This window comes from Desulfobaculum xiamenense (assembly GCF_011927665.1).
Taxonomy (GTDB): domain Bacteria; phylum Desulfobacterota; class Desulfovibrionia; order Desulfovibrionales; family Desulfovibrionaceae; genus Desulfobaculum; species Desulfobaculum xiamenense.
Window position 1 is genome coordinate 1,122,652 of sequence record NZ_JAATJA010000001.1, and the last position, 20,357, is coordinate 1,143,008.

Genomic DNA, 20,357 nt, shown 5'->3' on the forward strand with positions numbered 1-20,357 from the left:
CGAACGGCCGGGACCACTGTCCGGCCGGGTCACCCTAGCGCAAAAGAACCATTCTTTGAAGTACAACCGGTGGGCATATCAGGAAACGGAGCATTCATAAAGATGGGGAAGGACCACTTCGGCGGGCGCGTCGAAACGGATGTCTGGCAGGCCGGCGTATCCCGTGGGTCCAAGATTTATTTCGATGACGAATCCGCCGGAATTCTTGATGCGGTAGGGAAGCGTGTTGGCGGGCATGACCTCGCCCGAGGTTCCCACCACGAGGATGCACTCCGCAAAACGCACAAGCTCCTCGGTGCGCCGTAGCGCCTGTGGCGGGATGCCCTCTCCGAAAAAAACCACGTCAGGCCGCAAGGTTCCGCCGCACTCCCCGCACAGGGGCACGCGCCCCTCGCGGGCCGCACCATACGCGGCGGAAGCATCGCCCTCCCGCGCGCAACGCATGCAACGGCACCGCGCGCCGTTGCCGTGAAATTCCACAACCTCGCGCGAACCGGCGCGCTGGTGCAGGCTGTCGATGTTCTGGGTCACGACGGCGGATACCAACCCCTCCCGCTCCATGGCCGCCAGCGCCAGATGTGCGGGATTCGGCAGGGCCGCGGCGAACATGTCATACGCCTCGGCCATGAACCGCCACACTGCGGCGGGATTGGTCCGCAGCGCCTGAAGGCTCGCCACCTCCGCCGGATCGTGACGGCTCCACAGACCGCCGGGGCTGCGGAAATCTGGAATACCGCTCGCAACGGAAACGCCCGCCCCGGTCAGCGCCACGGCGGGCGTCCGCTTCAGGATTCGCGCGGCTTCGCGATACGCCCCTTCCAATGCGGACATGGAACGCCTCCGCCGCGCACGCCGCTAAACGCCCATGACCCGCCGCAGGATCGCGCAGGAATTCTCCTCCGCCTCGCGGTATTCGTCGGGCGACAGGCCCGCGCCCAGCGCGACCTTGCGGCGCATCTCCGCGCCGACGAGGTCGCCGGGTTCGTGCGCGTCGTTGTTGATGACCAGCCGCGCGCCATACTGCCGGGCCAATGCGGCCACGTGGCCGTTGGTCAGGCTGTGGCCCTTGCGGGTGGTCAATTCGAGCGCCACGCCGCGCTCGGCGGCAAGGCGCACTTCCTCCGGCGTGATGAGTCCCGGATGCGCGAGGATATCCACCCCGGCCTCAATGGCCGCGAGGTTCGTCCCCTGCTCCACCGGCTCGGCCACCGTCTCACCGTGGACCACTACGATCCGCGCTCCGCGTTCCCGCGCGCGCACAACCAGTCCGGAAATGAGTCCCGGCGGCACGTGGGTGATCTCCACGCCGCAAAAAAGATCGAGTCCCGCGTAGGGAGAATACTTCTCCGTGACGCGGCTCACGTTGTCGATGATAAATTCGAGATTCGAGTCATCCGCGTGGTCGGTCATGGCCAAGGCCCGGTACCCGGCCACACGCGCCCGCCGTGCGAGTTCCGCTGGGATGAGAACGCCGTCGCTGAAAACCGTGTGCGTATGCAGGTCGATCATGAGTTCGAGATTCCTTGTTCGGATTCGTGCATGCAGTGCGAGTGGGGAATGTCGCCCGGAACCGTCACATCTTGTACTTGTTCTCCTCCTCGGAGAACTGTTCGAGGATGTCGCGCCACTTGTCGGAGTCCTCCGCCGTAAGTACCGGCCCCTCGCCGGCCTTCATCTCGGAGCTGACCTCATCGAGAATGCTCTGGGCCACAAAAATCGGGCACCCGGCCCTAAGCGCCAGCGCCACCGCGTCCGACGGGCGGCTGTCGATGCGCCGCTCGTCTCCGCTCATGTTCACAACGATCTCGGCGTAGTAGGTGCCGCCATCAAGGCGCGTCACGTCCACGCGGGACACGACGCCGCCGAGGCCACTGGTCAGGTTGAGTAGCAGGTCGTGGGTCATGGGACGCGGCAGATGCACCTCGTTGAGGGCCAGCGAGATGGCCATCGCCTCCATGGCGCCGATCCAGATGGGCAGGGTCTGCCTGTCCTCCATGTCCTTGAGGACGAGCACGGGCACCTGCGCGGTCTCATCGAGCGCCAGACCGAAAACCTTCATTTCTACCATGGATTCCCCACCGCCTTTCCCCACAGGGAATGTTTCTTGGCCGTTTCGATCCCGACCCGGACGAGCTTGCCCGTCAGGTCGCCCCCCTCGCTCGGCCAGGGGAAGTTCACCACCCTGCCATGACGGTCGCGCCCCCGCCAGGACACGACATCGTCGGAAGCCTGCACCTTGCTGTGCGACTCCACAAGGACCTCCGCCTCGCGCCCCACGCATGCGGCGAGCGCATCGGCGGTCAGCCTCTCCTGAAGCGCCTGAAGCTCCATCAGGCGCTCCCCCTTCACCTGTCTGTCGATCTTGAAGGCCATCTTTTCGGCGCGCGTTCCGGGACGGTCCGAATACATGAACGAGAAGCTGGATTCGAAGCCCACCCGTTCCACGGCCTGAAGCGTCTGCCGGAAATCCTCGTCTGTCTCGCCGGGGAATCCGACAATGAGATCAGTGGTCAGCGCAATGTCCGGGCGCACGGCCCGAAGCGCTTCCACCAGCCCCATGTACCGCTGCATGTCGTACCCGCGGCCCATGGCTCTTAACACACTATCCGAACCTGCCTGCATGGGCAAATGCAGCGAGGGACAAAGTGTCTCAAAACGCCCGAACGCCGCGATAACCTCGGGAGCGATGTCCTTGGGGTGCGAGGTCGTAAACCGCAGCCGCGACAGACCATCAATGGTCGCCACGCGTTCGAGGAGTTCCGCGAAGCTCGTGCCGTCCCCCTGCTTGTCCAGCCCGAAACTATTGACGTTCTGACCAAGAAGCGTGATTTCGCGCACGCCGCGCTCGACCAACGCCCGGCATTCGTTCACCACGTCGTCTGCGCTGCGCGAACGCTGCCGCCCACGCACGTACGGAACGATACAGTAGGCGCAAAAATTGTCGCAGCCCTTCATGATGTTCACGAAGGCCTGTCCAGCAATGTGCGACACGGGTCCGGCCTCGGGAATGACCACATCCTGCGCCGGATAGCCGTCCTCGAAGTCGAGAAGCGCCATGCGCTTCCCCTCCTCCTCGGCCAGCCTGTCGATCGTCTCGGGAGCGCGGCCAATCTGGTCCGTGCCGAAAACAAACCGCACATAGGGATAGCGGGCAAGGAAGTCCCTACCGATCTGCTGGGCCACGCAGCCGCCCACAACAACGAAGCGCTCGGGATGGGCATCCATGTACGACTTCAGACGTCCAAGCAGGCTGTAGACCTTCTGCTCCGGCTTCTCGCGCACGCTGCACGTGTTCACCACGTACACCCGCGCGTCCTCCTCCGACACCTCGGTCCACCCGCGAACGGACAACGCGCGGGCAAGCCACTCGGAATCGTGGACGTTCATCTGGCAGCCAAAGGTCATCACATGGAATGTCTTCTCGTTGTTCATATGCTCATATCCCTCAACGGCGAACAGACCGCCGGTAGTGGTGCGATGAAACGCGCAACGCGCGCCGAAAGGATGGTGATTAAGAAAAAGCGGGCGCAAAGGCAAATGCGATGAGACGAAGAGTGCCGTGGGCCTGCCGTATTGTTCACGGCCGCATGCAAGACGTAGGCTCCGCCGGCCAAGGGGCCGCTGGCCCCCTGGACCCCCGACATGCGATAACCGTGGGTGCCCATGGCAAGCCGTGCGGCTTTGAGCAACGAAGCCCTTATTGGGATTCTCAAGGGCCCACGGCCCTTGAGCGGGTCCGGGGCAGAGCCACGGTCGCCGAAGGCCACGCCCCGCGCAGCGGTCAGTCGCCGTGGGCCTGCCGTATCGTTCACGGCCGCATGCGGGACGTAGGCTCCGCCAGCCAAGGGGCCGCTGGCCCCCTGGACCCCCGGCATGCGATAACCGTGGGTGCCCATGGCAAGCCGTGCGGCTTTGAGCGACGAAGCCCTTATTGGGATTCTCAAGGGCCCACGGCCCTTGAGCGGGTCCGGGGCAGAGCCACGGTCGCCGAAGGCCATGCCCCGCGCAGCGGTCTCCCGCCGTGGTGAGGCGTAGCGACGAGCGCCGGGACTAGGCTTCGCCGAGGCGGCGCAGCCAGTCGCGCAGGAATTCCATGGTGCGGCTACGGGTTTCCTGCTTGGGGATATCGTCGTTGCAGATGAGGAATTCGGCGCGGGGATTTTCCTCGAAGGGCACGTCCACGCCGATGACCTGCCCGAGTCCGGGGAACTCCTGCCCGGTCTGCTGGCGTTCGAGGGCCTTGCGATACAGCCCGGCCATGACAAGCCCCTGCTCGCGGCGGCTTTCGCGGCTGATGGCGTTCTCCAGCGTGCACTTCACGTGCACCTCGGCGAAGCGCGGAATGAGCGATCGCGCATAGTCGCGCATGGACACGCGATAGGCGGAGCCGTCCATGACCACATTGTGCCCCTGCCGGGTGAGGGCTGCGGCTTCCTCGGCAAACATGCGGTAGGCGGCCTCGCGTTCCTCGTCTGTGTATTGCGGATCGGGGAAATAGGCCTTGCGCCGGGCATCCATCTGCAACCAGACCACGTCGTGCCCGTCGGATTGCAGGTCCTCGGCCACGCCGCGCGCGAGGTTCGACTTGCCGGACCCCGGCAGCCCCACAACCCAGATGGCCCAACCCTGCGTGCCGGATTCAACCTCGCTCATGCCGTCACTCCATGTAGCGGTTGATGTTCTCCCAATCAAAACGCTCGTCCTCCAGCACGTTCTCGATGAACCGGAACAGGCCGCGCCGCACCTCCACGGGATGATCGGGATACCACTCGGGCGAGGCCACGACCAGCGCGCGGAACACGTAGAACGGCGCGATGACGTCGAGCATCTCCGTATCGCCGGTGTCGGCGAGGTAGGTTTCCCACAGGGCGCGGTAAAGCTTCAGGAACGGCCCATCCAGCCGCGCCACGTCGTAGAGTCCAAAGAGGACGTAGTTGAGAGTCATGGTCGCCACGTCGTCGGCGGGGTCGCCCCATTCGCCGCGGCTGCGGTCAAGCACGCCGAAGTCCGGGGGATTGCCGTCGCGCACGAGCACGTTCCACGGGTGGAAATCGCCATGCACCTCGGCGAGGCGATGGGTGTAGCGCCGTAGCTTCCAGCGCCAATCCACCAGACGCTTCTCCATGGCAATGAAGCGCTCAGGCGGGAATTCGGAGTACGGGTAGGGATAGCCGTCCACAATGCCGAAAATGCACTCGCAGTCGCCCACGAGGTTCCGGATGCGGCGGATGTAAAGATCGGGATCGTCGAGACGGCGGGAGTGGACGCGGGCCAGCCAGTGGCCGAACTCGCGGGCCAGCGCCTCGTCCTGCGGGCGGAAATCGCCCCCACGGATGCGATAGAGATCGAGGAAATAGTCGCGCCCCTCGATCTTCTCGTTGAGAATGAAGAATTCGCGAGGATTGCGGACGGGAGTCATCTGGCCGTCGCCATCCAGATAGCCGAGGCCGAGCGGCCGCACATGGCGCTCCATACGCCCACCGGCGTCGTACTGGAACATGAGCACCCGCGCCCTATCCCAGTAGCCCTGATGCCCGTAGCGGTCGCCCCGCATGAGGGACAGGACGGCCTGCCCGGGTGCGCCGCCCTTGGTCCAGTTGATCAGGAGCGGCTTGCCGTAGCCGAAGTCCTTCATGCCCTGCTCGTCGAGGGATCCGATCTCGCCCACGCCGGTCAGCGTGACGTCGGGACCGAGCACCTCGCGCAGGTAGCGTTCCACGGATTCGAGTGTAGGCCGGATCATGACATTCCCCCGGTTTCTGCGGGCCGTCGATGACGGCCCGCTGTTGCGGCGGAGCTGGCGGCCTGACCCGCGGGCGGGTTACGCCGTCGGCCCGAAATTCTTCCTATAGTGCTCCCAGAACTCATCTTCTGTAAAGACATGTTCCTGCGTGCCCGTCTGGGCCACGCACCACGTGGCGCAGCATGCGCCGATCTTCGCGGCCTCCGGCAGCTCCCGGCCCATGGCCAGGCCCTTGAGCAGACCGGAACGGAAGGCGTCGCCCGCACCGGTGGGATCAGCCACGCGGGTCACGCTGGCGGCGGGAATCTCCGTAACGCGGTTCTGTTCGCGGATGATGCTGCCCTTGTCGCCGAGGGTGGTGATGATGCTGCCGGTGCGGGTCAGCAACTGTTCGAGGGACAGGTCCGTGGCGCGAAGAATCATTTCCAGCTCGTAGTCGTTGGAGATGAGCGCCCACGAGCCAGTGATGGCCTCAAGGAGCTTCTCGCCGGGCAGGGCGGTGATGTTCTGGCCGGGATCGAAGATGTAGCGCATGCCCATCTCACGGAAGCGGCGCGGCAGGGCGATGGTGTCCTCGTGGTTGCCGGGGGCGACGATGGCGATGTCCTGCGCGGGGTCTGCGTCTGCGAAATCGTAACCGCAGGGATAGCCCATCGCGCCGGGATTGAAGCAGGTGATCTGGTTGTCCGCAAGGTCGGTGGTGATGTGGCAACTGGCGGTCAAGGCCTCATCCACGAGACGCACACCGTCAAGGCGCAAGCCATAGCCCGCGAAGCGCTCGCCGTAGCGTCCGAAGTCGCGATGGCCAGCGGTGGAGACGATCACCGGCTTCTCGCCGAGCAGGGACAGGCTGTAGGCGATGTTGCCTGCCGTGCCGCCGAAGCGCTCTTCAAGACCGTTGCCAACGAAACAGACGTTCAGGATGTGTATCTTGTCGGGCAGAATGTGGTCCGAAAACCTGCCGGGGAAGGTCATGATGCGATCGAAGGCGAGCGAGCCGAAAACGTAGATTTGCATGAATGTCTCCAGTTGAGTGTGCGGAACCTATCAGCCGGGTCTGGCGTTGTCGCGCAGCCAGTCCAGAAAGTCGGGGTCGCCGTCAACGACGGGTAGCGCCACGATGCACGGCGTCTCGTAGGAATGCACCTCGCGCACCGCCTGCGCCAGTTCCGCGAAACGCCCGCGGACCGTCTTGGCGATGAACGCGGTTTCGCTGTCCGACTGCACGGCCCCGTCCCACCAGTACAGGGAACGGATACCCTGTCCGATGTTCACGCAGGCGGCCAGCCGTCGTGAAACGAGCATTCGACCGATGCGTTCGGCTTCCTCCGCGTTCGAAGCAGTGATGTAGACAAGAATCGCGTCCATGTAAAACCCCCTATTTGCAGATCTCGCCGGAACCGGATTCCAACCCGTGGAGGTGGCGCGCAAGGGCGGGGATGTCCGCCGCGTCGATCTTCGCCCCCTTGGAATACATACGGGTGACGGTCTTTTCCCAACCCGCAAGACTCTTCTCGCCAAGGTTGCGGCAGATGCGCCGGAAATCGTGGCACTCGACGCATGCCCGACGAAGCGTGCCGCCGGGGTCCGCGTCCTGCGCCAGAGCCTTCACGGGGGCGCACAGGACGACAACGACCACGAACACTGCAACGCTATTGCGAAACATGGCTTACTCCTTTTGTCATCATTTTCCATACGCGGCGACAACAGTCCATCATAGTACATTTCCACCACAAAGAGAACGGGCTTGCGCATGTCATGCACGACGCATGCGCCAATGCACGACATCGGTGCTACGCGAACCGTACGCTTGACCGACATTGTCTTTTCGTGTAGGGACGACAAGATTTTGCACCGAGCAATTTTCCCCTCATCCCAAAACCCCATAAGAGAGCCAAGGAGACACCATGGCAGTTCATGTTGTGGACCACCCGCTGGTCCGGCATAAGCTGGGTCTGCTGCGACAGGCCAACCTGAGCACGAAGGACTTTCGCGCCCTTTCCAACGAAGTTGCCCGCCTTCTGACCTACGAGGCAACCAAGGACCTGCTGACCGAAAAGGTCACCATCAACGGATGGGCTGGTCCCGTCGAAGTCGACAACATCATGGGCAAGACGCTCACCGTTGTGCCCATTCTGCGCGCAGGCATCGGAATGCTCGATGGTGTCCTCGACATGATCCCCGGAGCGAAGGTCAGCGTCGTCGGCCTGTTCCGCAACGAGGAAACGCTGGAGCCCGTGCAGTACTACGTGAAGCTCGCCAACAAGATCGAAGAGCGCATGGCCCTCATCCTCGATCCCATGCTCGCCACCGGCGGCACCCTGCTCGCCACCGTCGATCTGCTGAAGGAAGCGGGCTGCAAGAACATCCGTGGCATCTTCCTCGTCGCCGCCCCCGAGGGTCTGCGCAAGCTGGAAGAGCGTCACCCCGACGTCGAGGTCTACACCGCGAGCGTCGATACGTGCCTGAACGACGACGGCTACATCCTGCCCGGACTGGGCGACGCCGGAGACAAGATCTTCGGCACGAAGTAGCCTTTCGTACACATCCAATCACGCCAAACGCATAGAGGAAGGAGACGTTCATGGCCGAAACGGATTACAGGTTCCGGTTGAGGGACAGCCTTATCGGCGCGCAGATGCTCTTCGTGGCATTCGGTGCGCTCGTGCTGGTCCCCCTGCTGACCGGTTTGGACCCCAACGTGGCGCTGTTCACCGCTGGTGCCGGCACCCTGCTTTTCCAGGTGGTCACCAAGCGCAAGGTACCCATTTTCCTTGCCTCCTCCTTTGCCTTCATCGCGCCCATCATCTACGGCGTGCAGACCTGGGGCATTCCCGCCACCATGAGCGGACTGGCCGCGGCTGGCCTGTTCTACGTGCTGCTCTCGGCCCTCATCAAACTTCGGGGCACCGAGATTCTGCACCGCGTCCTGCCGCCCATCGTGACCGGACCGGTCATCATGGTCATCGGCCTGCTGCTGGCCCGCACCGCCGTGTTCATGGCCGTTGGCAAGAGCGGCGACGGCTCCATCGACCTGTTCCCGCGCGACACCGCACTGATCATTTCCATGATCTCCCTCGCGGTGACCATCGGCGTGTCGCTGCTCGGACGGGGTGTGCTCAAGCTCATCCCCATCCTGTGCGGCATCACCGTGGGCTACACCCTGAGTCTGTGCTACGGCATCGTGGACTTCACCCGTGTGCACGAGGCGGCATGGCTCGCCATGCCCAACTTCGTGTTCCCCGAGTTCAACTGGGAAGCCATTCTGTTCATCGTGCCCGTGGCCATCGCGCCCGCCATCGAACACTTCGGCGACGTGCTTGCCATCAGCTCCGTGACCGGCAAGGACTACCTGAAGGACCCCGGCGTGCATCGGACCATGCTCGGTGACGGTCTGGCCACTTCGCTGGCCTCCTTCCTCGGCGGCCCGCCGAACACCACCTACTCCGAGGTCACCGGTGCGGTGGCGCTGACCCGCGCCTTCAACCCCGCCATCATGACCTGGGCGGCCATCACGGCCATCGTGCTCGCCTTCGTGGGCAAGCTCGGTGCGCTGCTGCTCTCCATCCCCACTCCGGTGATGGGCGGCATCATGGTCCTCTTGTTCGGCGCCATCTCCGTGGTGGGCATGAACACGCTGGTTCGCGCCCGCGAGGATCTCATGGAGCCTCGCAACATGGCCATCGTCGCGGTCATCCTCGTCTTCGGCATCGGCGGCATGAGCTTCGGCATCGCCAAGATCACCCTCACCGGCATCGGCCTGTCCGGCGTGATCGGCGTGGTCCTGAACCTCATCCTGCCGAAGACCGCAAAGCACTAGGCAGGAGATTCCAATGCAGTTCTACAAGGGCAGGAAGGTTCTGGTCACCGGCGGTTGCGGCTTCATCGGCTCCAACCTCGTGATCAGGCTCGTGGAGGCGGGGGCGGATGTCACCGTCGTCGACTCCATGTACGACGAGTACGGGGGAAACCTGTACAACATCGCTCCGGTCAAGGACGACATCCGGCTGAACATCTCGGACGTGCGTGACAGTGTGGCCATGCAGTACCTCATCCGCGGGCAGGAGTTCATCTTCAACCTCGCGGGGCAGGTCAGCCACATCGACTCCATGCACGATCCGTTCACCGATCTGGAGATCAACGCAAAGGCCCAGCTCGGCGTGCTCGAAGCCTGTCGCCACTTCAACCGCGAGGCGCGGCTGGTGCTTACCAGCACCCGCCAGATATACGGCAAGCCGCACTACATGCCCGTGGACGAAAAGCACCCTCTGGACCCCGTGGACGTCAACGGCATCAACTGCATCGCCGGGGAATGGTACCACCTGCTCTACCACAAGGTGTACGGCATTCCGGCCGCAGTCCTGCGCCTGACCAACACCTACGGCCCGCGCCAGCTGCTCAAGCACAACCGGCAGGGCTTCCTGGGCTGGTTCATCCGCCTCGTCGCCGAGGACAAGGAAATCCAGCTCTACGGTGATGGTTCCCAGCGCCGCGACCTGAACTACGTGGACGACGTGGTGGAGGCCATCCTCCTCGCCGGCAAGGACGACCGCGCCCTCGGGCAGGTCTACAACCTCGCCGGAGACGAGCCCGTAAGCCTTCGCGACATCTGCGAGCGGATGATCGCCACTGCGGGCAAGGGCCGCTTCAAGCTGGTGCCGTGGCCCGAGGAAAAAAAGAAGATCGACATCGGCGACTTCTACGGCGACTGCTCGAAGATCACCGCGGAACTCGGCTGGCGGCCCACGACGAACCTCGACGAGGGCCTTCGGCGCACCTTCGCCTACTTCGAGAACTGCCTCGACGAATACACGCGCGACAGTTCGACCTTCGTCTGCAAGCCCTAGGGCTTCGCAGCAGATTCGCTTCCATCGGGGCGGGCATTCCCACACGGGATTGCCCGCCCCGTTTCTTTCATCCTCATCACGAGGCTGCGTCGTGCCGGGGCATCAGGCCGCACCAACCAGTCACCCGCCGTCCCGAAAGGCCCTCCTCCCCCGCAAAGCGCCCACCAAAGGCGTCCGAAGCACCCGGGCGGCTTGACATCCCCCGCCCGCGCAGTCACTCTACCCTCCCCCCGCGCTTGGGGCAGAAGGGATACACATGCGACACAACCTCATCGACGAACTTTCCCGCCGCGTCGTGCTGGCGGACGGCGCCATGGGCTCCCGCATCTTCGAGAAGGGCGTCCCTGCCGAGGCCTGCTACGACGAGCTGAACCTCACCCGTCCGGACCTCGTGGCCGAAATCCATGCCGAGTACATCACCGCCGGTGCCGAACTCATCGAGACCAACACCTTCGGAGCCAACGCGCTGAAGCTGGAGCGCTTCGGCCTCGCCGCGCAAACCCGCCTCATCAATCGGCGCGGCGCGGAAATCGCCCGCCGCTGCGCAAGGGACATTGCGTGGGTCGGCGGCTCCATGGGGCCGCTCGGCCGCCTCGACGAACTCCCCGACGCCAGCCGCATCGCCGCCATCTATGCCGAACAGGCTGAAGCCCTCGCCGAGGGCGGTGTGGACGTGCTGTTCCTCGAAACGTTCTCCCGCCTCGAAATGCTCCTGCCCGCCGTCACCGCCGTGAAGCAGACCACGAACCTGCCCGTGGTGGCGCAGATGGTCTTCACCGGACAGGGCGGATCATTCACCGGCGTCAGCCCCAGCGAATGCCTTCAGGCGCTCGCGGATGCGGGCGCGGACGTGGTGGGCATCAACTGCGGCGCGGGACCGCTCGGCGTGCTGGAGGCCCTGCGCAAGGCAGGCTCGCCCGGTCGGCCGCTGTCGGTCTTCCCCAATTCCGGCTACCCCGAGCGCTCCGGCGACCGGCTGCTTTACGGCAGCGCCCCAGACTATTTTGCCGATGCCGTAATGCGCTGCGTGAAGCTTGGCGCGCGCCTCGTGGGCGGCTGCTGCGGTACCACGCCCCAGCACATCGCAGCCCTGCGCAGACGGCTGGACCTGCACACGGGCAGCACGGCGCACACGGAGACCATCCAGAACATCACCGGCGGCGACGGCTCGACTCCCGAACTGCCGCCCACCCGCTTTTCGCTGAACCTCGGCCAGCGGAAGATGGTCCTCGTGGAGCTCGACCCGCCCAAGCACCTCGATGCGACACAGGCCCTCGATGCCGCGGACGCGCTGGCCGACGCGGGCGTGGACGCCATCACCATCGCCGAGAATCCGCTGGCCGTGCCCCGCCTGTCCAACACCGCGCTAGCGGGCATGATCCGCCGCAGGACTGGGGCGGAAGTCATCGTCCACCTCACGGGACGCGACCGAAACCTCATCGGCATGCAGTCCACACTCATGGGCCTTGCCGTGGAGGGCTTGCAAAACGTGCTGGCCGTCACCGGCGACCCGCCGCCCTCCGGCACCGACGACGTCATCAAGGGCGTGTTCGACCTGCGCTCCTTCGATCTCATCAGCCTGCTTAGGCGCTTCAACGAAGGCGTCAACCACCATGGCGACTCCATGCGCCTGCGCACGAACTTTTGCACCGGCGCGGCCTTCAATCCCAACACGAAGAACCACGCCCTTCAGGTCCGCCGCATGGAGCGCAAGATCGAATGCGGAGCGCGCTATTTCCTGACGCAGCCCGTGTACACGCGCGAGGCCATCGACGAGGTGCTGGATCTGACGGCCCATATCGACGTACCCATCTTCATCGGCATTATGCCGCTGGTCAGTTCGCGCAATGCGGAATTCCTGCACAACGAGTTCCCCGGCATCTCCATCCCGGACGACACCCGCCGCCGCATGCGCGAAGCCGGGGACCGCGGGGTGGAGGTCGGCACGCAGATCGCGTGGGAACTGCTGGAATACGCGTGGCCACACTTCGCGGGCGTCTACATCATGCCGCCGTTCAACCGCTACGGCATCGCCCTCGACCTCATGCAGCGCCTGCGCGCAGGCGGCCTGCTCGAATCCTGATCCCGAAACGCAAAGACGGGGACCGCTCCCACCGGAACGGTCCCCGTCTTCTTTCAAACATCTTCGAGCGCGGCAATGCGCAGGCGGAGGCTACTTCTTGCCGCCTCCCTTTCCACCGCCGTTTCCGCCACCGTTTCCACCACCATTGCCGCCCTTCCCGGCACCCTTGCCGGTTCCGACGCCATTGGAGCCGCCCATGCCGGTGGCACCCTGCGCGCTCTTGGCCTTACCGATGGTCTCGCTTGTGGCGGCAGAACGGGCCGCCTTTTCCTGCTGCTTCATATCCTGATGCATGTTCTGGAGATTTTCCATGTTCTCCTGATGCAGGGTCCGACGCTCCTCATTGGTCAGATCGTCGCGCATCTCGCGCTCCTGCGTCTTCATCTGCTCGTGCGTCTGCTGCATGGTGCGCATATTTTCCATATGCTGCTCCTGGCGCATGGAGCGCTCGCGAGTCTGATCCTGCAGTTGATCCTGCGCCTGATCCTGAATCTGATCCTGCACGGGCGTCGCGGCATCCTGCGCATTGGCTGAGCCGCCCCACAGGGGCAAGGCCAGCATTCCACACATCAAAACTGCCACAAAAATTCTCATGATTCGCTCCTTCGCCATTGGCGTGGATGGTTGTCTCTCTCCCAACCGGGACACATCATAAACGATTGCGCGTGCACCTTTCAAGCACTCATGCACTCCACGAAAAAGCCCCCCTGCCGATTTCTCGGAGGGGGGCCGAATGTTTCACGGATGCGGACGTCTATGCCGTTTCGCCCGGCTCGAAGCCGATGGCGGCAATGGCCTTCCTCACGGCGTCCATGTCCACGGGAGAGGCCTCCTCGAAGGTGGCGCGGCCATCGTCGAGGCTGACCTTCAAATCCTTCACGCCGGGAACGGCGGACAGCGCCTTGGTGACCGAGGCCACGCAGTGCTGGCAACTCATTCCCTTCACTTCAATGCTTCGTGCCATGATTCGACTCTCCGTTATCCGGGCGCGGACACCGCACCCTTCGCATGTCGGAATGTTTGCCGGAAAGCCCGGCACATCGCCCGGAGTTACGCCTGCGCGTCGATCCAGCGATTGGCCTCTTCGAGGTCGAGGGTGCCGTCGTACACGGCCTTGCCGGTGATGGCGCCCTGCAGCCCCTTGCCGCACAGCGGATGCAGGTTGCGAATGTCCGCCATGGTGGCCACGCCGCCCGCCGCAATGACGGGAAGGCTGGTGGCCTCGCACAGACGCTCCAGCGCAGCGACATTCACGCCGGACTGCATGCCGTCGCGGCTGATGTCGGTATAGATGATGAAGCTCGCGCCCTGCGCCTCCAGCCGGGGGATGACGTCGAACACGGTCTGCCCGGAATCCTCAACCCAACCCTTGGTCTTGAGGCGTCCGTCCACCGCGTCGAGAGACACGCCGATATGGCCGGGAAAGGTGGCGCACAGCTCGCCGAACAGGTCCTGATTCTCAAGGGCCATGGTCCCAATGATGAGCCGCGTGACGCCCGCATCGATGTAGGAGCGGGTGGTCTCGATATCACGAATGCCACCGCCCAACTGCACAGGAATACTCAAGGCCGAGCAGATGTCGCGGATAAGGTCGCGGTTGGCGGGGTGACCGTCGAAGGCTCCATCGAGGTCGATGACGTGCAGATAGCGCGCTCCACGGCTCTGCCAATGGCGGGCGGCATCAACGGGATCGTCATTGAACACGGTGACCTGATCGGCCAGCCCCTGCTTCAGTCGGACGCACTTGCCGTCCTTGATGTCCACGGCGGGAAAAACGATCACAATCCGAACTCCTTCACGCCCCGTGCCAGCCCCTCGCGGGCGAGCTCCGTGGCCGTAATCCACTTGCCTTTGCGTTTCACGAACTTGTCGGCGTCGAGAATGTTCTCGGTCAGCGACAACTGGGCCTCGTCGAAGTGGTAGCGCGCGGCGAGGCCCTCGGCCTTCACGTCCACGAGATACAGGTCGAGGATGACGGCGGCCGGACGGCGCACGGCGATCTCGCTGCCGTCGCGCTCACCCCAGAGCATGAGCTGCGGAACGAGCAGATAATCCACCCCGAGGCAACGCCCCACCTCAAGCCACGACTCCAGCGCGGTCCTGCGCTTGCCGTCGTTGGCGGAAAGCTGAATCTGCATGCACTGCCGCACCTCGGCAGGCCGCTGATACTGCGCGGCCAAGCCTTTGCCCAACTCCTCGGCCAGCACGGCGTCGAGTCCGCCAAGCACCACGGGCTTCACGGCCACGGCCTCTTCGGGGATGAACCCGGCCAAAAGCTCCGAATCCATGAGCGGCTGCGTGAAGGGTGCCACGGCCAGCGAGCCGTGCGGGCCTTCCACAGGAGCCTTTGCCGCGCGGCAGCCCGCACCGAGAAAGGCCAGACAGGCCATTGCCAGAGCCAGACGCACAAAAATGGAACGTCTCATCAATCGAGCCTCCCCTTGGTGCTGAGCACCCCGTCGCGCCCGTGCGAGGCGGCCTGACGAAACGCCAGACCGAAGCCCTTGCATGCGGATTCGAGCAGATGATGCCCGTTGCGGCCATACAGGAAATTCACGTGCAGGTTGAGTCCGGCCCGGAAGGCCACGGACTTGAAGAATTCGCGCCAGAGGTCCTTTTCCTCGCCCGCCACGATGGCCGGGACGGGCTCATCGGCATAGACAAGGTAGGCGCGGCCGGAAATGTCGATATCCACGGTGGTCAGAGCCTCGTCCATGGGCACGCGGGCGTTGCCCACGCGGGCGATGCCCTTCTTGTCGCCAAGGGCATGGGTAAGGGCCTCGCCGAGGCACAAGCCGACGTCCTCGATGCTATGGTGCGCGTCAACATGCGTATCACCCTTGCAGCGCACGTGCAGGTCCCAGCCCGCCCAGTGCGCGATGAGGGTCAGCATGTGGTCCGCAAAGCCGTATCCGGTTTCGATGGAGATGCTGCCGGAACCGTCAAGGTCCAGTTCGAGGGTGATGTCGGTCTCGCCGGTGGTGCGTGCGATGCGCGCGGTGCGGCCTTCCATGTTCAGCTCCGTTTCCGTTGTCGTTCGAGATGGTTGCGCAGTGCGAACTGCATCCTCAAGCATGCCTGTTTTCCGGTTCGAGGTCAAAGGATGAGACCACGCTCCGCCCGCATCGCCTCCGCATCGGCCGTGGCCGACGGGGCATCGGAACCATGGGGCAATCGACGGCTCGTCCACTGCGCAAGACGGAGAATGGAGCATAAAAAAAGGCGTCCGCGCTATGCGGACGCCTTTTTGAAGTCGGATCGATCAGTCGGCCTTCTTCTGCTTTCGGGGTTCGGCCTTGCCGAACAACCACGCGACGATGATGCCAAGCTCGTAGAGCAGGATCAGCGGTCCCGCCATGAAGCACTGCGACACCACGTCCGGCGGGGTCAGCAGTGCGCCAACGACGAACGCCACCAGCACGAAGTACTTGCGTTGCTTCTTGAGCCACACGGAGCTGACCATTCCCAGCCGCGCGAGGAAGAATATGAACAGCGGCAGCTCGAAGGCGATGCCGAAGGCCATAAGCAGCTTCAGCGTGAATGACAGGTATTCCTTGAGGCTCGGCATGGGCCGGATGAGTTCCGTCTGGAAGCCCATAAAGAACTTGAAGGCGATGGGGAAGACAACGAAATATCCGAAGCACGCTCCGGACACGAAGAACAGCGCGGAGAAGAACGCGATGGGAATGCCCCAGCGCCGCTCCTCCTTGTACAGCCCAGGCGCGATGAATGCCCAGATCTGATAGAAGATGTACGGACTCGTCAGGAAAAGGCCCGCGAAGGCGGAAAGCTTAATGTAGGTGAAAAAGCCTTCGGGCAGGCCGGTGAAGATGAGCGTGGAGCCTTCGGGGAGAATGGGCTTGAGCGGCATCATGAGGAAGTCGAACATCTGCTCGGCAAAGCCGTAGCAGGCGAACAGGCCCACAATGATGGCGATGACACACTTGGTCAGCCGTCCGCGCAACTCCTCGAGATGATCGAGAAGCCCCATTTCCTCAAGCTCGTCCTCGGGGGCGTCCTTGGGAGCATCCTTTTCGGGTTCGGATTCGGGCTCGGGATTCGCGTCCCGTTCCTCTTCGTTCGCGGAGGCGGCCACCTCGGCAACGCCCCCGTCGAGAACCTCTTCTTCCAGTTCCTCGGGTCTGCGATCGTTCTGGCTCATGTGATGGAATCCCGCCTAGGCGTTCTTGGAGTCTGCGGGCGCGTCGGCGGGCTTGGCCGCGGCGGCCTGCGTGGAGGCTGCGGTTTCGGTGCGGGGGGAGGCGTCCTCGGGCTTGAGTTCGGCCTTCGCTCGGTCCTGACGTTCCTGACGCTCCACGCGATCGACTTCGGCGTCGATGGTGCGCTTCACATCGCTGGAGACACGCTTGAATTCGCCCATGGCCTTGCCGAGGCTGCGGGCCATCTGCGGGAGCTTCTTGGGGCCGATGACAAGCAGAGCTATGCCCAGTATCAGAAGAAGTTCGGTGCTGCCGATTCCAAACATGATCCGACCTTGGTTTGAGAGTTGAAGGCGGCGACGCCATGAATGCGCCGCCGCCCCGTCATGCCGCCAAAGCGGTTGCTATTCCCATTCGATGGTTCCCGGAGGCTTCGAGGAAATATCGAAGACCACCCGGTTCACGCCCTTGACCTCATTGATGATGCGGTTGGACATGCGTGCCAGCAGTTCGGAAGGCAGGCGGGTCCAGTCCGCGGTCATGGCGTCGATGGAGTCGACCACGCGCAGAGCGATCACGTGTTCGTACGTCCGACCATCTCCCATAACCCCGACTGTCTTCAAGGGCAAGAGGACGGCAAAACCCTGCCACACTTTGCGATACCAGTCCGCAGCGTGGAGTTCGTTCTGCACGATCTTGTCGGCCTTGCGCAGGATGTCGAGGCGCTCCGCGGTAATCTCGCCGATGACGCGGATTGCCAGACCGGGGCCGGGGAAGGGATGGCGCCAGATGATGGAATCGGGCAGGCCGAGTTCCATGGCCACGCGGCGCACTTCGTCCTTGAACAGTTCGCGCAGCGGTTCCACCAGCGAAAGGTTCATCTTCTCGGGCAGGCCACCCACGTTGTGGTGGCTCTTGATGACCACGCTGGGGCCGCCCTTGAACGAGATGGACTCGATGACGTCGGGGTACAGGGTACCCTGCGCCAGATACTTCACGTTCTTGATCTTGGCGGCCTCGCGGTCGAAGACCTCGATGAAGGTGTGGCCGATGATCTTGCGCTTCTTCTCGGGATCGTCGACGCCCTTGAGCTTGTCGAGGAATTCGTCCTGGGCCTGCACCCACACGAGATTGAGGTCGAAGTGCTCGCGCAGGTAGCCGATGACTTCCTCGCCCTCGTTCAAGCGCAGCAGACCGTTGTCCACGAAGATGCAGGTGAGGCGCTTGCCGATGGCCTTGTGCAGCAGCAGGGCGACCACTGTGGAGTCGATGCCGCCGGAAAGACCGCAGACCACCTGCTCGTCCTCGCCGATGGACTCGCGCATTTCGAGCACCGTGGACTCCACAAAGGAGCTCATGGTCCAGGAGGGCTTGAGTCCGGCGACCTTGAACAGGAAGTTGGACAGGATAAGGCTGCCGTCGTCGGTGTGTGCCACTTCAGGGTGGAACTGGAGGCAGTAGATGCGGCGCTCGGGATCGGCCATGGCCGCCACGGGCACGCTGGGGGTGCAGGCAACGACGCTGAAGCCCTCGGGAATCTCCTCGACGTGGTCGCCGTGAGACATCCACACCACGTGATTGGCCTTGCCTTCGAGACCATCCCACAGCGCGCACTGGCCGGTCAGGTCGAGGTCGGCGCGGCCGTACTCGCGGTCCTCGCTGGCGGTCACTCGGCCGCCGAGGTTGTGGGCAAGCAGCTGCATTCCGTAGCAGATACCCAGCACCGGCAGGCCCCAATCAAGGATCTCCCGGTACAGGCCGGGCGCGTCCTCGGCCGTCACGCTGGCCGGACCGCCGGACAGAATGATGGCCTGGGGCTCGCGGGCCTTGATTTCTTCAGGGGTCGCCTCGCACGTCAGGATCTCGGAATACACGCCAGCCTCGCGCACACGACGCGCGATGAGCTGGGTATACTGGGACCCGTAGTCGAGGATGACGACTGAATCCGCATGTTTCATTGTAAAATCCGCCCTTTCGTTTGACGGGTTAGTAGGAATCCACCCGGTAGTTGGGGGCTTCCTTGGTGATAATGACGTCGTGCACGTGGGATTCGCGCAGGCCCGCGGTGGAGATCTGCGTGAACTGTGCCTTTTCCTTCAGCTCGGCGATGGTGGCGCAGCCGGTGTAGCCCATGCCCGCGCGAAGACCGCCAAGCAGCTGGTAGATGCTGTCCGTCACGGCACCCTTGTAGGGCACGCGGCCCACAATGCCCTCGGGGACGAGCTTCTTGGATTCCTCGGACAGCTTGCCGCCGGTGGCGCAGGCTTCCTGCTTCTCGGCCTGTGCCTGCTTCTCCTGGAAGTAGCGGTCGGAGCTGCCCTCGCGCATGGCGTCGATGGAACCCATGCCGCGGTAGATCTTGTAGGTGCGGCCCTGATAGAGAATGGTCTCGCCCGGGCTTTCCTCGGTACCGGCGAAGAGGGAGCCCATCATGCAGGCATCCGCGCCCGCGGCCAGCGCCTTGACGACGTCGCCGGAGAACTTGATGCCGCCGTCGGCGATGATGCAGCGGTCGAACTCGCGCGCGGCGCGTACGGCTTCCATGACGGCCGTGATCTGCGGCACGCCCACGCCGGCAACGACGCGGGTGGTGCAGATGGAGCCGGGGCCGATGCCGACCTTGACGGTATCCGCGCCAGCCTCGAACAGCGCCTTGGCACCAGCGTAGGTGGCCACGTTGCCCGCGATGAGGCGGACATCGGGATACTGGCTACGCAGCGCCTTGACGGAACGCAGGATGTTGGCGGAATGCCCGTGGGCGGAATCGAGCACGAGGAAGTCGGCACCGGCCTTGAGCAGCGCATCGGCGCGCTCGTCGCGGTCCTTGCCGACGCCGATGGCGGCGCCAACGCGCAGACGGCCGTGCTCATCCTTGCAGGACAGAGGATACTTGCGGATCTTCTCGATGTCCTTGATGGTGATAAGGCCGCGCAGGTTGTTGTGGTCGTCAACGACCAACAGCTTCTCGATGCGCGCCGCGTGCAGGTGGGCCTTGGCCTCTTCGAGGGTGGTGCCCACGGGCACGGTGACCAGATTTTCCTTGGTCATCACCTCGCTGACCATCATGTCCAGATTGGACACGAAGCGCACGTCGCGGTTGGTGAGAATGCCCACCAACTGCCCTTCGCGCACGACGGGCAGGCCGGACACGCGGTACTCGGACATGACGCCCAGAGCGTGGCCGACGGTGATGTCCGGGGGAATGGTCACGGGATCGATGATCATGCCCGATTCGGACTTCTTGACCTTCTCGACCTCAAGGGCCTGATGCCTGATGGTGAGATTCTTGTGGATGACGCCCGCGCCGCCGTTGCGTGCGAGGGAGATGGCCATTTCGGACTCGGTGACCGTGTCCATGGCCGCGCTGACCAGCGGGATGTTGAGCTTCAGATCGGGCGTGAGATTCGTGCTCACGTCGACCTCGTCCGGCAGCACCTCGGAATATGCGGGCAGCAGCAGGACATCATCGAAAGTCAGCGCTTTCATGACAACTTTTTCCATGACTTCGTTACTCCATGCGTCCT

At 63.8% G+C, this 20,357-nt stretch carries 22 protein-coding genes; 4 read left to right on the forward strand and 18 right to left on the reverse strand.

Annotated elements, in window-relative coordinates; all coding sequences use genetic code 11:
* Positions 1-78 precede the first annotated feature (78 nt).
* From GGQ74_RS05100 to GGQ74_RS05140, 9 genes are all read right to left on the reverse strand, one after another.
* Complete coding sequence (locus GGQ74_RS05100) at positions 79-831, reverse strand: SIR2 family NAD-dependent protein deacylase (RefSeq protein ID WP_167940430.1); 753 nt, start codon at positions 829-831, stop codon at positions 79-81.
* 24 nt (positions 832-855) lie between these two features.
* Positions 856-1,509 carry a histidinol phosphate phosphatase domain-containing protein gene (locus GGQ74_RS05105; protein WP_167940431.1) on the reverse strand — a complete coding sequence of 218 codons (654 nt, stop codon included), beginning with the start codon at positions 1,507-1,509 and terminating at the stop codon, positions 856-858.
* Positions 1,510-1,573: 64 nt separating this feature from the next.
* Positions 1,574-2,068 (reverse strand): bifunctional nuclease family protein, encoded by a 495-nt coding sequence (locus GGQ74_RS05110; RefSeq protein ID WP_167940432.1) that lies wholly within the window; start codon positions 2,066-2,068, stop codon positions 1,574-1,576.
* Positions 2,062-3,432 (reverse strand): tRNA (N6-isopentenyl adenosine(37)-C2)-methylthiotransferase MiaB, encoded by a 1,371-nt coding sequence (gene miaB / locus GGQ74_RS05115; RefSeq protein ID WP_167940433.1) that lies wholly within the window; start codon positions 3,430-3,432, stop codon positions 2,062-2,064. The genes GGQ74_RS05110 and miaB overlap by 7 nt, the downstream gene beginning before the upstream one ends.
* A 618-nt stretch (positions 3,433-4,050) precedes the next feature.
* On the reverse strand, positions 4,051-4,653 hold the full coding sequence (locus GGQ74_RS05120) for an adenylyl-sulfate kinase (RefSeq protein WP_167940434.1): 603 nt from the start codon (positions 4,651-4,653) through the stop codon (positions 4,051-4,053).
* Positions 4,654-4,657: 4 nt separating this feature from the next.
* Positions 4,658-5,743 carry a phosphotransferase family protein gene (locus GGQ74_RS05125; RefSeq protein ID WP_167940435.1) on the reverse strand — a complete coding sequence of 362 codons (1,086 nt, stop codon included), beginning with the start codon at positions 5,741-5,743 and terminating at the stop codon, positions 4,658-4,660.
* Between the two features lie 78 nt (positions 5,744-5,821).
* Positions 5,822-6,760 (reverse strand): carbohydrate kinase family protein, encoded by a 939-nt coding sequence (locus GGQ74_RS05130; RefSeq protein ID WP_167940436.1) that lies wholly within the window; start codon positions 6,758-6,760, stop codon positions 5,822-5,824.
* A 30-nt stretch (positions 6,761-6,790) separates the two neighbouring features.
* The gene (gene cutA, locus GGQ74_RS05135; RefSeq protein ID WP_167940437.1) at positions 6,791-7,111 is read right to left on the reverse strand and encodes a divalent-cation tolerance protein CutA; all 321 of its coding nucleotides are present in this window, start codon (positions 7,109-7,111) and stop codon (positions 6,791-6,793) included.
* A gap of 10 nt (positions 7,112-7,121) precedes the next feature.
* Complete coding sequence (locus tag GGQ74_RS05140) at positions 7,122-7,409, reverse strand: hypothetical protein (protein WP_167940438.1); 288 nt, start codon at positions 7,407-7,409, stop codon at positions 7,122-7,124.
* A 241-nt stretch (positions 7,410-7,650) separates the two neighbouring features.
* Here GGQ74_RS05140 and upp point away from each other — a divergent pair, with 241 nt between their 5' ends.
* The 4 genes from upp (at position 7,651) to GGQ74_RS05160 (ending at position 12,673) form a co-directional block, all read left to right on the forward strand.
* Positions 7,651-8,277, forward strand: a complete 627-nt coding sequence (upp, locus tag GGQ74_RS05145; RefSeq protein ID WP_167940439.1) for a uracil phosphoribosyltransferase — start codon at positions 7,651-7,653, stop codon at positions 8,275-8,277.
* 50 nt (positions 8,278-8,327) lie between these two features.
* Positions 8,328-9,563 carry a uracil-xanthine permease family protein gene (locus GGQ74_RS05150; protein WP_167940440.1) on the forward strand — a complete coding sequence of 412 codons (1,236 nt, stop codon included), beginning with the start codon at positions 8,328-8,330 and terminating at the stop codon, positions 9,561-9,563.
* Between the two features lie 13 nt (positions 9,564-9,576).
* A complete protein-coding gene (locus GGQ74_RS05155; RefSeq protein WP_167940441.1) occupies positions 9,577-10,590 on the forward strand; it encodes an NAD-dependent epimerase/dehydratase family protein in 1,014 nt (337 codons plus the stop codon).
* A 256-nt stretch (positions 10,591-10,846) separates the two neighbouring features.
* Positions 10,847-12,673, forward strand: a complete 1,827-nt coding sequence (locus GGQ74_RS05160; protein WP_167940442.1) for a bifunctional homocysteine S-methyltransferase/methylenetetrahydrofolate reductase — start codon at positions 10,847-10,849, stop codon at positions 12,671-12,673.
* Positions 12,674-12,763: 90 nt separating this feature from the next.
* Here GGQ74_RS05160 and GGQ74_RS05165 read toward each other — a convergent pair whose 3' ends face one another.
* The 9 genes from GGQ74_RS05165 to guaB all read right to left on the reverse strand — a co-directional run bounded on the left by GGQ74_RS05165 (position 12,764) and on the right by guaB (position 20,334).
* Positions 12,764-13,267: a hypothetical protein gene (locus tag GGQ74_RS05165; protein WP_167939501.1), complete on the reverse strand. Its 504-nt coding sequence runs from the start codon at positions 13,265-13,267 to the stop codon at positions 12,764-12,766.
* A 160-nt stretch (positions 13,268-13,427) separates the two neighbouring features.
* Positions 13,428-13,637 carry a heavy-metal-associated domain-containing protein gene (locus GGQ74_RS05170; protein WP_167940443.1) on the reverse strand — a complete coding sequence of 70 codons (210 nt, stop codon included), beginning with the start codon at positions 13,635-13,637 and terminating at the stop codon, positions 13,428-13,430.
* A gap of 86 nt (positions 13,638-13,723) precedes the next feature.
* Positions 13,724-14,455, reverse strand: coding sequence for a 1-(5-phosphoribosyl)-5-[(5-phosphoribosylamino)methylideneamino]imidazole-4-carboxamide isomerase (gene hisA, locus GGQ74_RS05175; protein ID WP_167940444.1), 732 nt, complete (start codon positions 14,453-14,455; stop codon positions 13,724-13,726).
* Positions 14,452-15,099, reverse strand: a complete 648-nt coding sequence (locus tag GGQ74_RS05180) for a hypothetical protein (RefSeq protein ID WP_167940445.1) — start codon at positions 15,097-15,099, stop codon at positions 14,452-14,454. The genes hisA and GGQ74_RS05180 overlap by 4 nt, the downstream gene beginning before the upstream one ends.
* Complete coding sequence (hisB, locus tag GGQ74_RS05185) at positions 15,099-15,686, reverse strand: imidazoleglycerol-phosphate dehydratase HisB (RefSeq protein WP_167940446.1); 588 nt, start codon at positions 15,684-15,686, stop codon at positions 15,099-15,101. The genes GGQ74_RS05180 and hisB overlap by 1 nt, the downstream gene beginning before the upstream one ends.
* Positions 15,687-15,935: 249 nt before the next feature.
* Positions 15,936-16,664 carry a twin-arginine translocase subunit TatC gene (gene tatC / locus GGQ74_RS05190; protein ID WP_167941013.1) on the reverse strand — a complete coding sequence of 243 codons (729 nt, stop codon included), beginning with the start codon at positions 16,662-16,664 and terminating at the stop codon, positions 15,936-15,938.
* A gap of 186 nt (positions 16,665-16,850) precedes the next feature.
* Complete coding sequence (gene tatB / locus GGQ74_RS05195) at positions 16,851-17,159, reverse strand: Sec-independent protein translocase protein TatB (protein WP_167940447.1); 309 nt, start codon at positions 17,157-17,159, stop codon at positions 16,851-16,853.
* 78 nt (positions 17,160-17,237) lie between these two features.
* Positions 17,238-18,791 carry a glutamine-hydrolyzing GMP synthase gene (gene guaA / locus GGQ74_RS05200; protein ID WP_167940448.1) on the reverse strand — a complete coding sequence of 518 codons (1,554 nt, stop codon included), beginning with the start codon at positions 18,789-18,791 and terminating at the stop codon, positions 17,238-17,240.
* A gap of 28 nt (positions 18,792-18,819) precedes the next feature.
* Positions 18,820-20,334, reverse strand: coding sequence for an IMP dehydrogenase (gene guaB, locus GGQ74_RS05205; RefSeq protein ID WP_167940449.1), 1,515 nt, complete (start codon positions 20,332-20,334; stop codon positions 18,820-18,822).
* Positions 20,335-20,357 lie beyond the last annotated feature (23 nt).

What these genes read in the sequence shown, in the direction of transcription:
- GGQ74_RS05100 (WP_167940430.1), bottom strand. Translation starts at nt 831, where the DNA reads ATGTCCGCATTGGAAGGGGCGTATCGCGAAGCCGCGCGAATCCTGAAG.
- GGQ74_RS05140 (WP_167940438.1), bottom strand. Translation starts at nt 7,409, where the DNA reads ATGTTTCGCAATAGCGTTGCAGTGTTCGTGGTCGTTGTCGTCCTGTGC.
- tatB (WP_167940447.1), bottom strand. Translation starts at nt 17,159, where the DNA reads ATGTTTGGAATCGGCAGCACCGAACTTCTTCTGATACTGGGCATAGCT.
- miaB (WP_167940433.1), bottom strand. Translation starts at nt 3,432, where the DNA reads ATGAACAACGAGAAGACATTCCATGTGATGACCTTTGGCTGCCAGATG.
- GGQ74_RS05130 (WP_167940436.1), bottom strand. Translation starts at nt 6,760, where the DNA reads ATGCAAATCTACGTTTTCGGCTCGCTCGCCTTCGATCGCATCATGACC.
- GGQ74_RS05150 (WP_167940440.1), top strand. Translation starts at nt 8,328, where the DNA reads ATGGCCGAAACGGATTACAGGTTCCGGTTGAGGGACAGCCTTATCGGC.
- guaA (WP_167940448.1), bottom strand. Translation starts at nt 18,791, where the DNA reads ATGAAACATGCGGATTCAGTCGTCATCCTCGACTACGGGTCCCAGTAT.
- GGQ74_RS05155 (WP_167940441.1), top strand. Translation starts at nt 9,577, where the DNA reads ATGCAGTTCTACAAGGGCAGGAAGGTTCTGGTCACCGGCGGTTGCGGC.
- guaB (WP_167940449.1), bottom strand. Translation starts at nt 20,334, where the DNA reads ATGGAAAAAGTTGTCATGAAAGCGCTGACTTTCGATGATGTCCTGCTG.
- GGQ74_RS05180 (WP_167940445.1), bottom strand. Translation starts at nt 15,099, where the DNA reads ATGAGACGTTCCATTTTTGTGCGTCTGGCTCTGGCAATGGCCTGTCTG.
- GGQ74_RS05165 (WP_167939501.1), bottom strand. Translation starts at nt 13,267, where the DNA reads ATGAGAATTTTTGTGGCAGTTTTGATGTGTGGAATGCTGGCCTTGCCC.
- cutA (WP_167940437.1), bottom strand. Translation starts at nt 7,111, where the DNA reads ATGGACGCGATTCTTGTCTACATCACTGCTTCGAACGCGGAGGAAGCC.
- GGQ74_RS05105 (WP_167940431.1), bottom strand. Translation starts at nt 1,509, where the DNA reads ATGATCGACCTGCATACGCACACGGTTTTCAGCGACGGCGTTCTCATC.
- GGQ74_RS05120 (WP_167940434.1), bottom strand. Translation starts at nt 4,653, where the DNA reads ATGAGCGAGGTTGAATCCGGCACGCAGGGTTGGGCCATCTGGGTTGTG.
- GGQ74_RS05160 (WP_167940442.1), top strand. Translation starts at nt 10,847, where the DNA reads ATGCGACACAACCTCATCGACGAACTTTCCCGCCGCGTCGTGCTGGCG.
- tatC (WP_167941013.1), bottom strand. Translation starts at nt 16,664, where the DNA reads ATGGGGCTTCTCGATCATCTCGAGGAGTTGCGCGGACGGCTGACCAAG.
- GGQ74_RS05170 (WP_167940443.1), bottom strand. Translation starts at nt 13,637, where the DNA reads ATGGCACGAAGCATTGAAGTGAAGGGAATGAGTTGCCAGCACTGCGTG.
- GGQ74_RS05110 (WP_167940432.1), bottom strand. Translation starts at nt 2,068, where the DNA reads ATGGTAGAAATGAAGGTTTTCGGTCTGGCGCTCGATGAGACCGCGCAG.
- hisB (WP_167940446.1), bottom strand. Translation starts at nt 15,686, where the DNA reads ATGGAAGGCCGCACCGCGCGCATCGCACGCACCACCGGCGAGACCGAC.
- GGQ74_RS05125 (WP_167940435.1), bottom strand. Translation starts at nt 5,743, where the DNA reads ATGATCCGGCCTACACTCGAATCCGTGGAACGCTACCTGCGCGAGGTG.
- upp (WP_167940439.1), top strand. Translation starts at nt 7,651, where the DNA reads ATGGCAGTTCATGTTGTGGACCACCCGCTGGTCCGGCATAAGCTGGGT.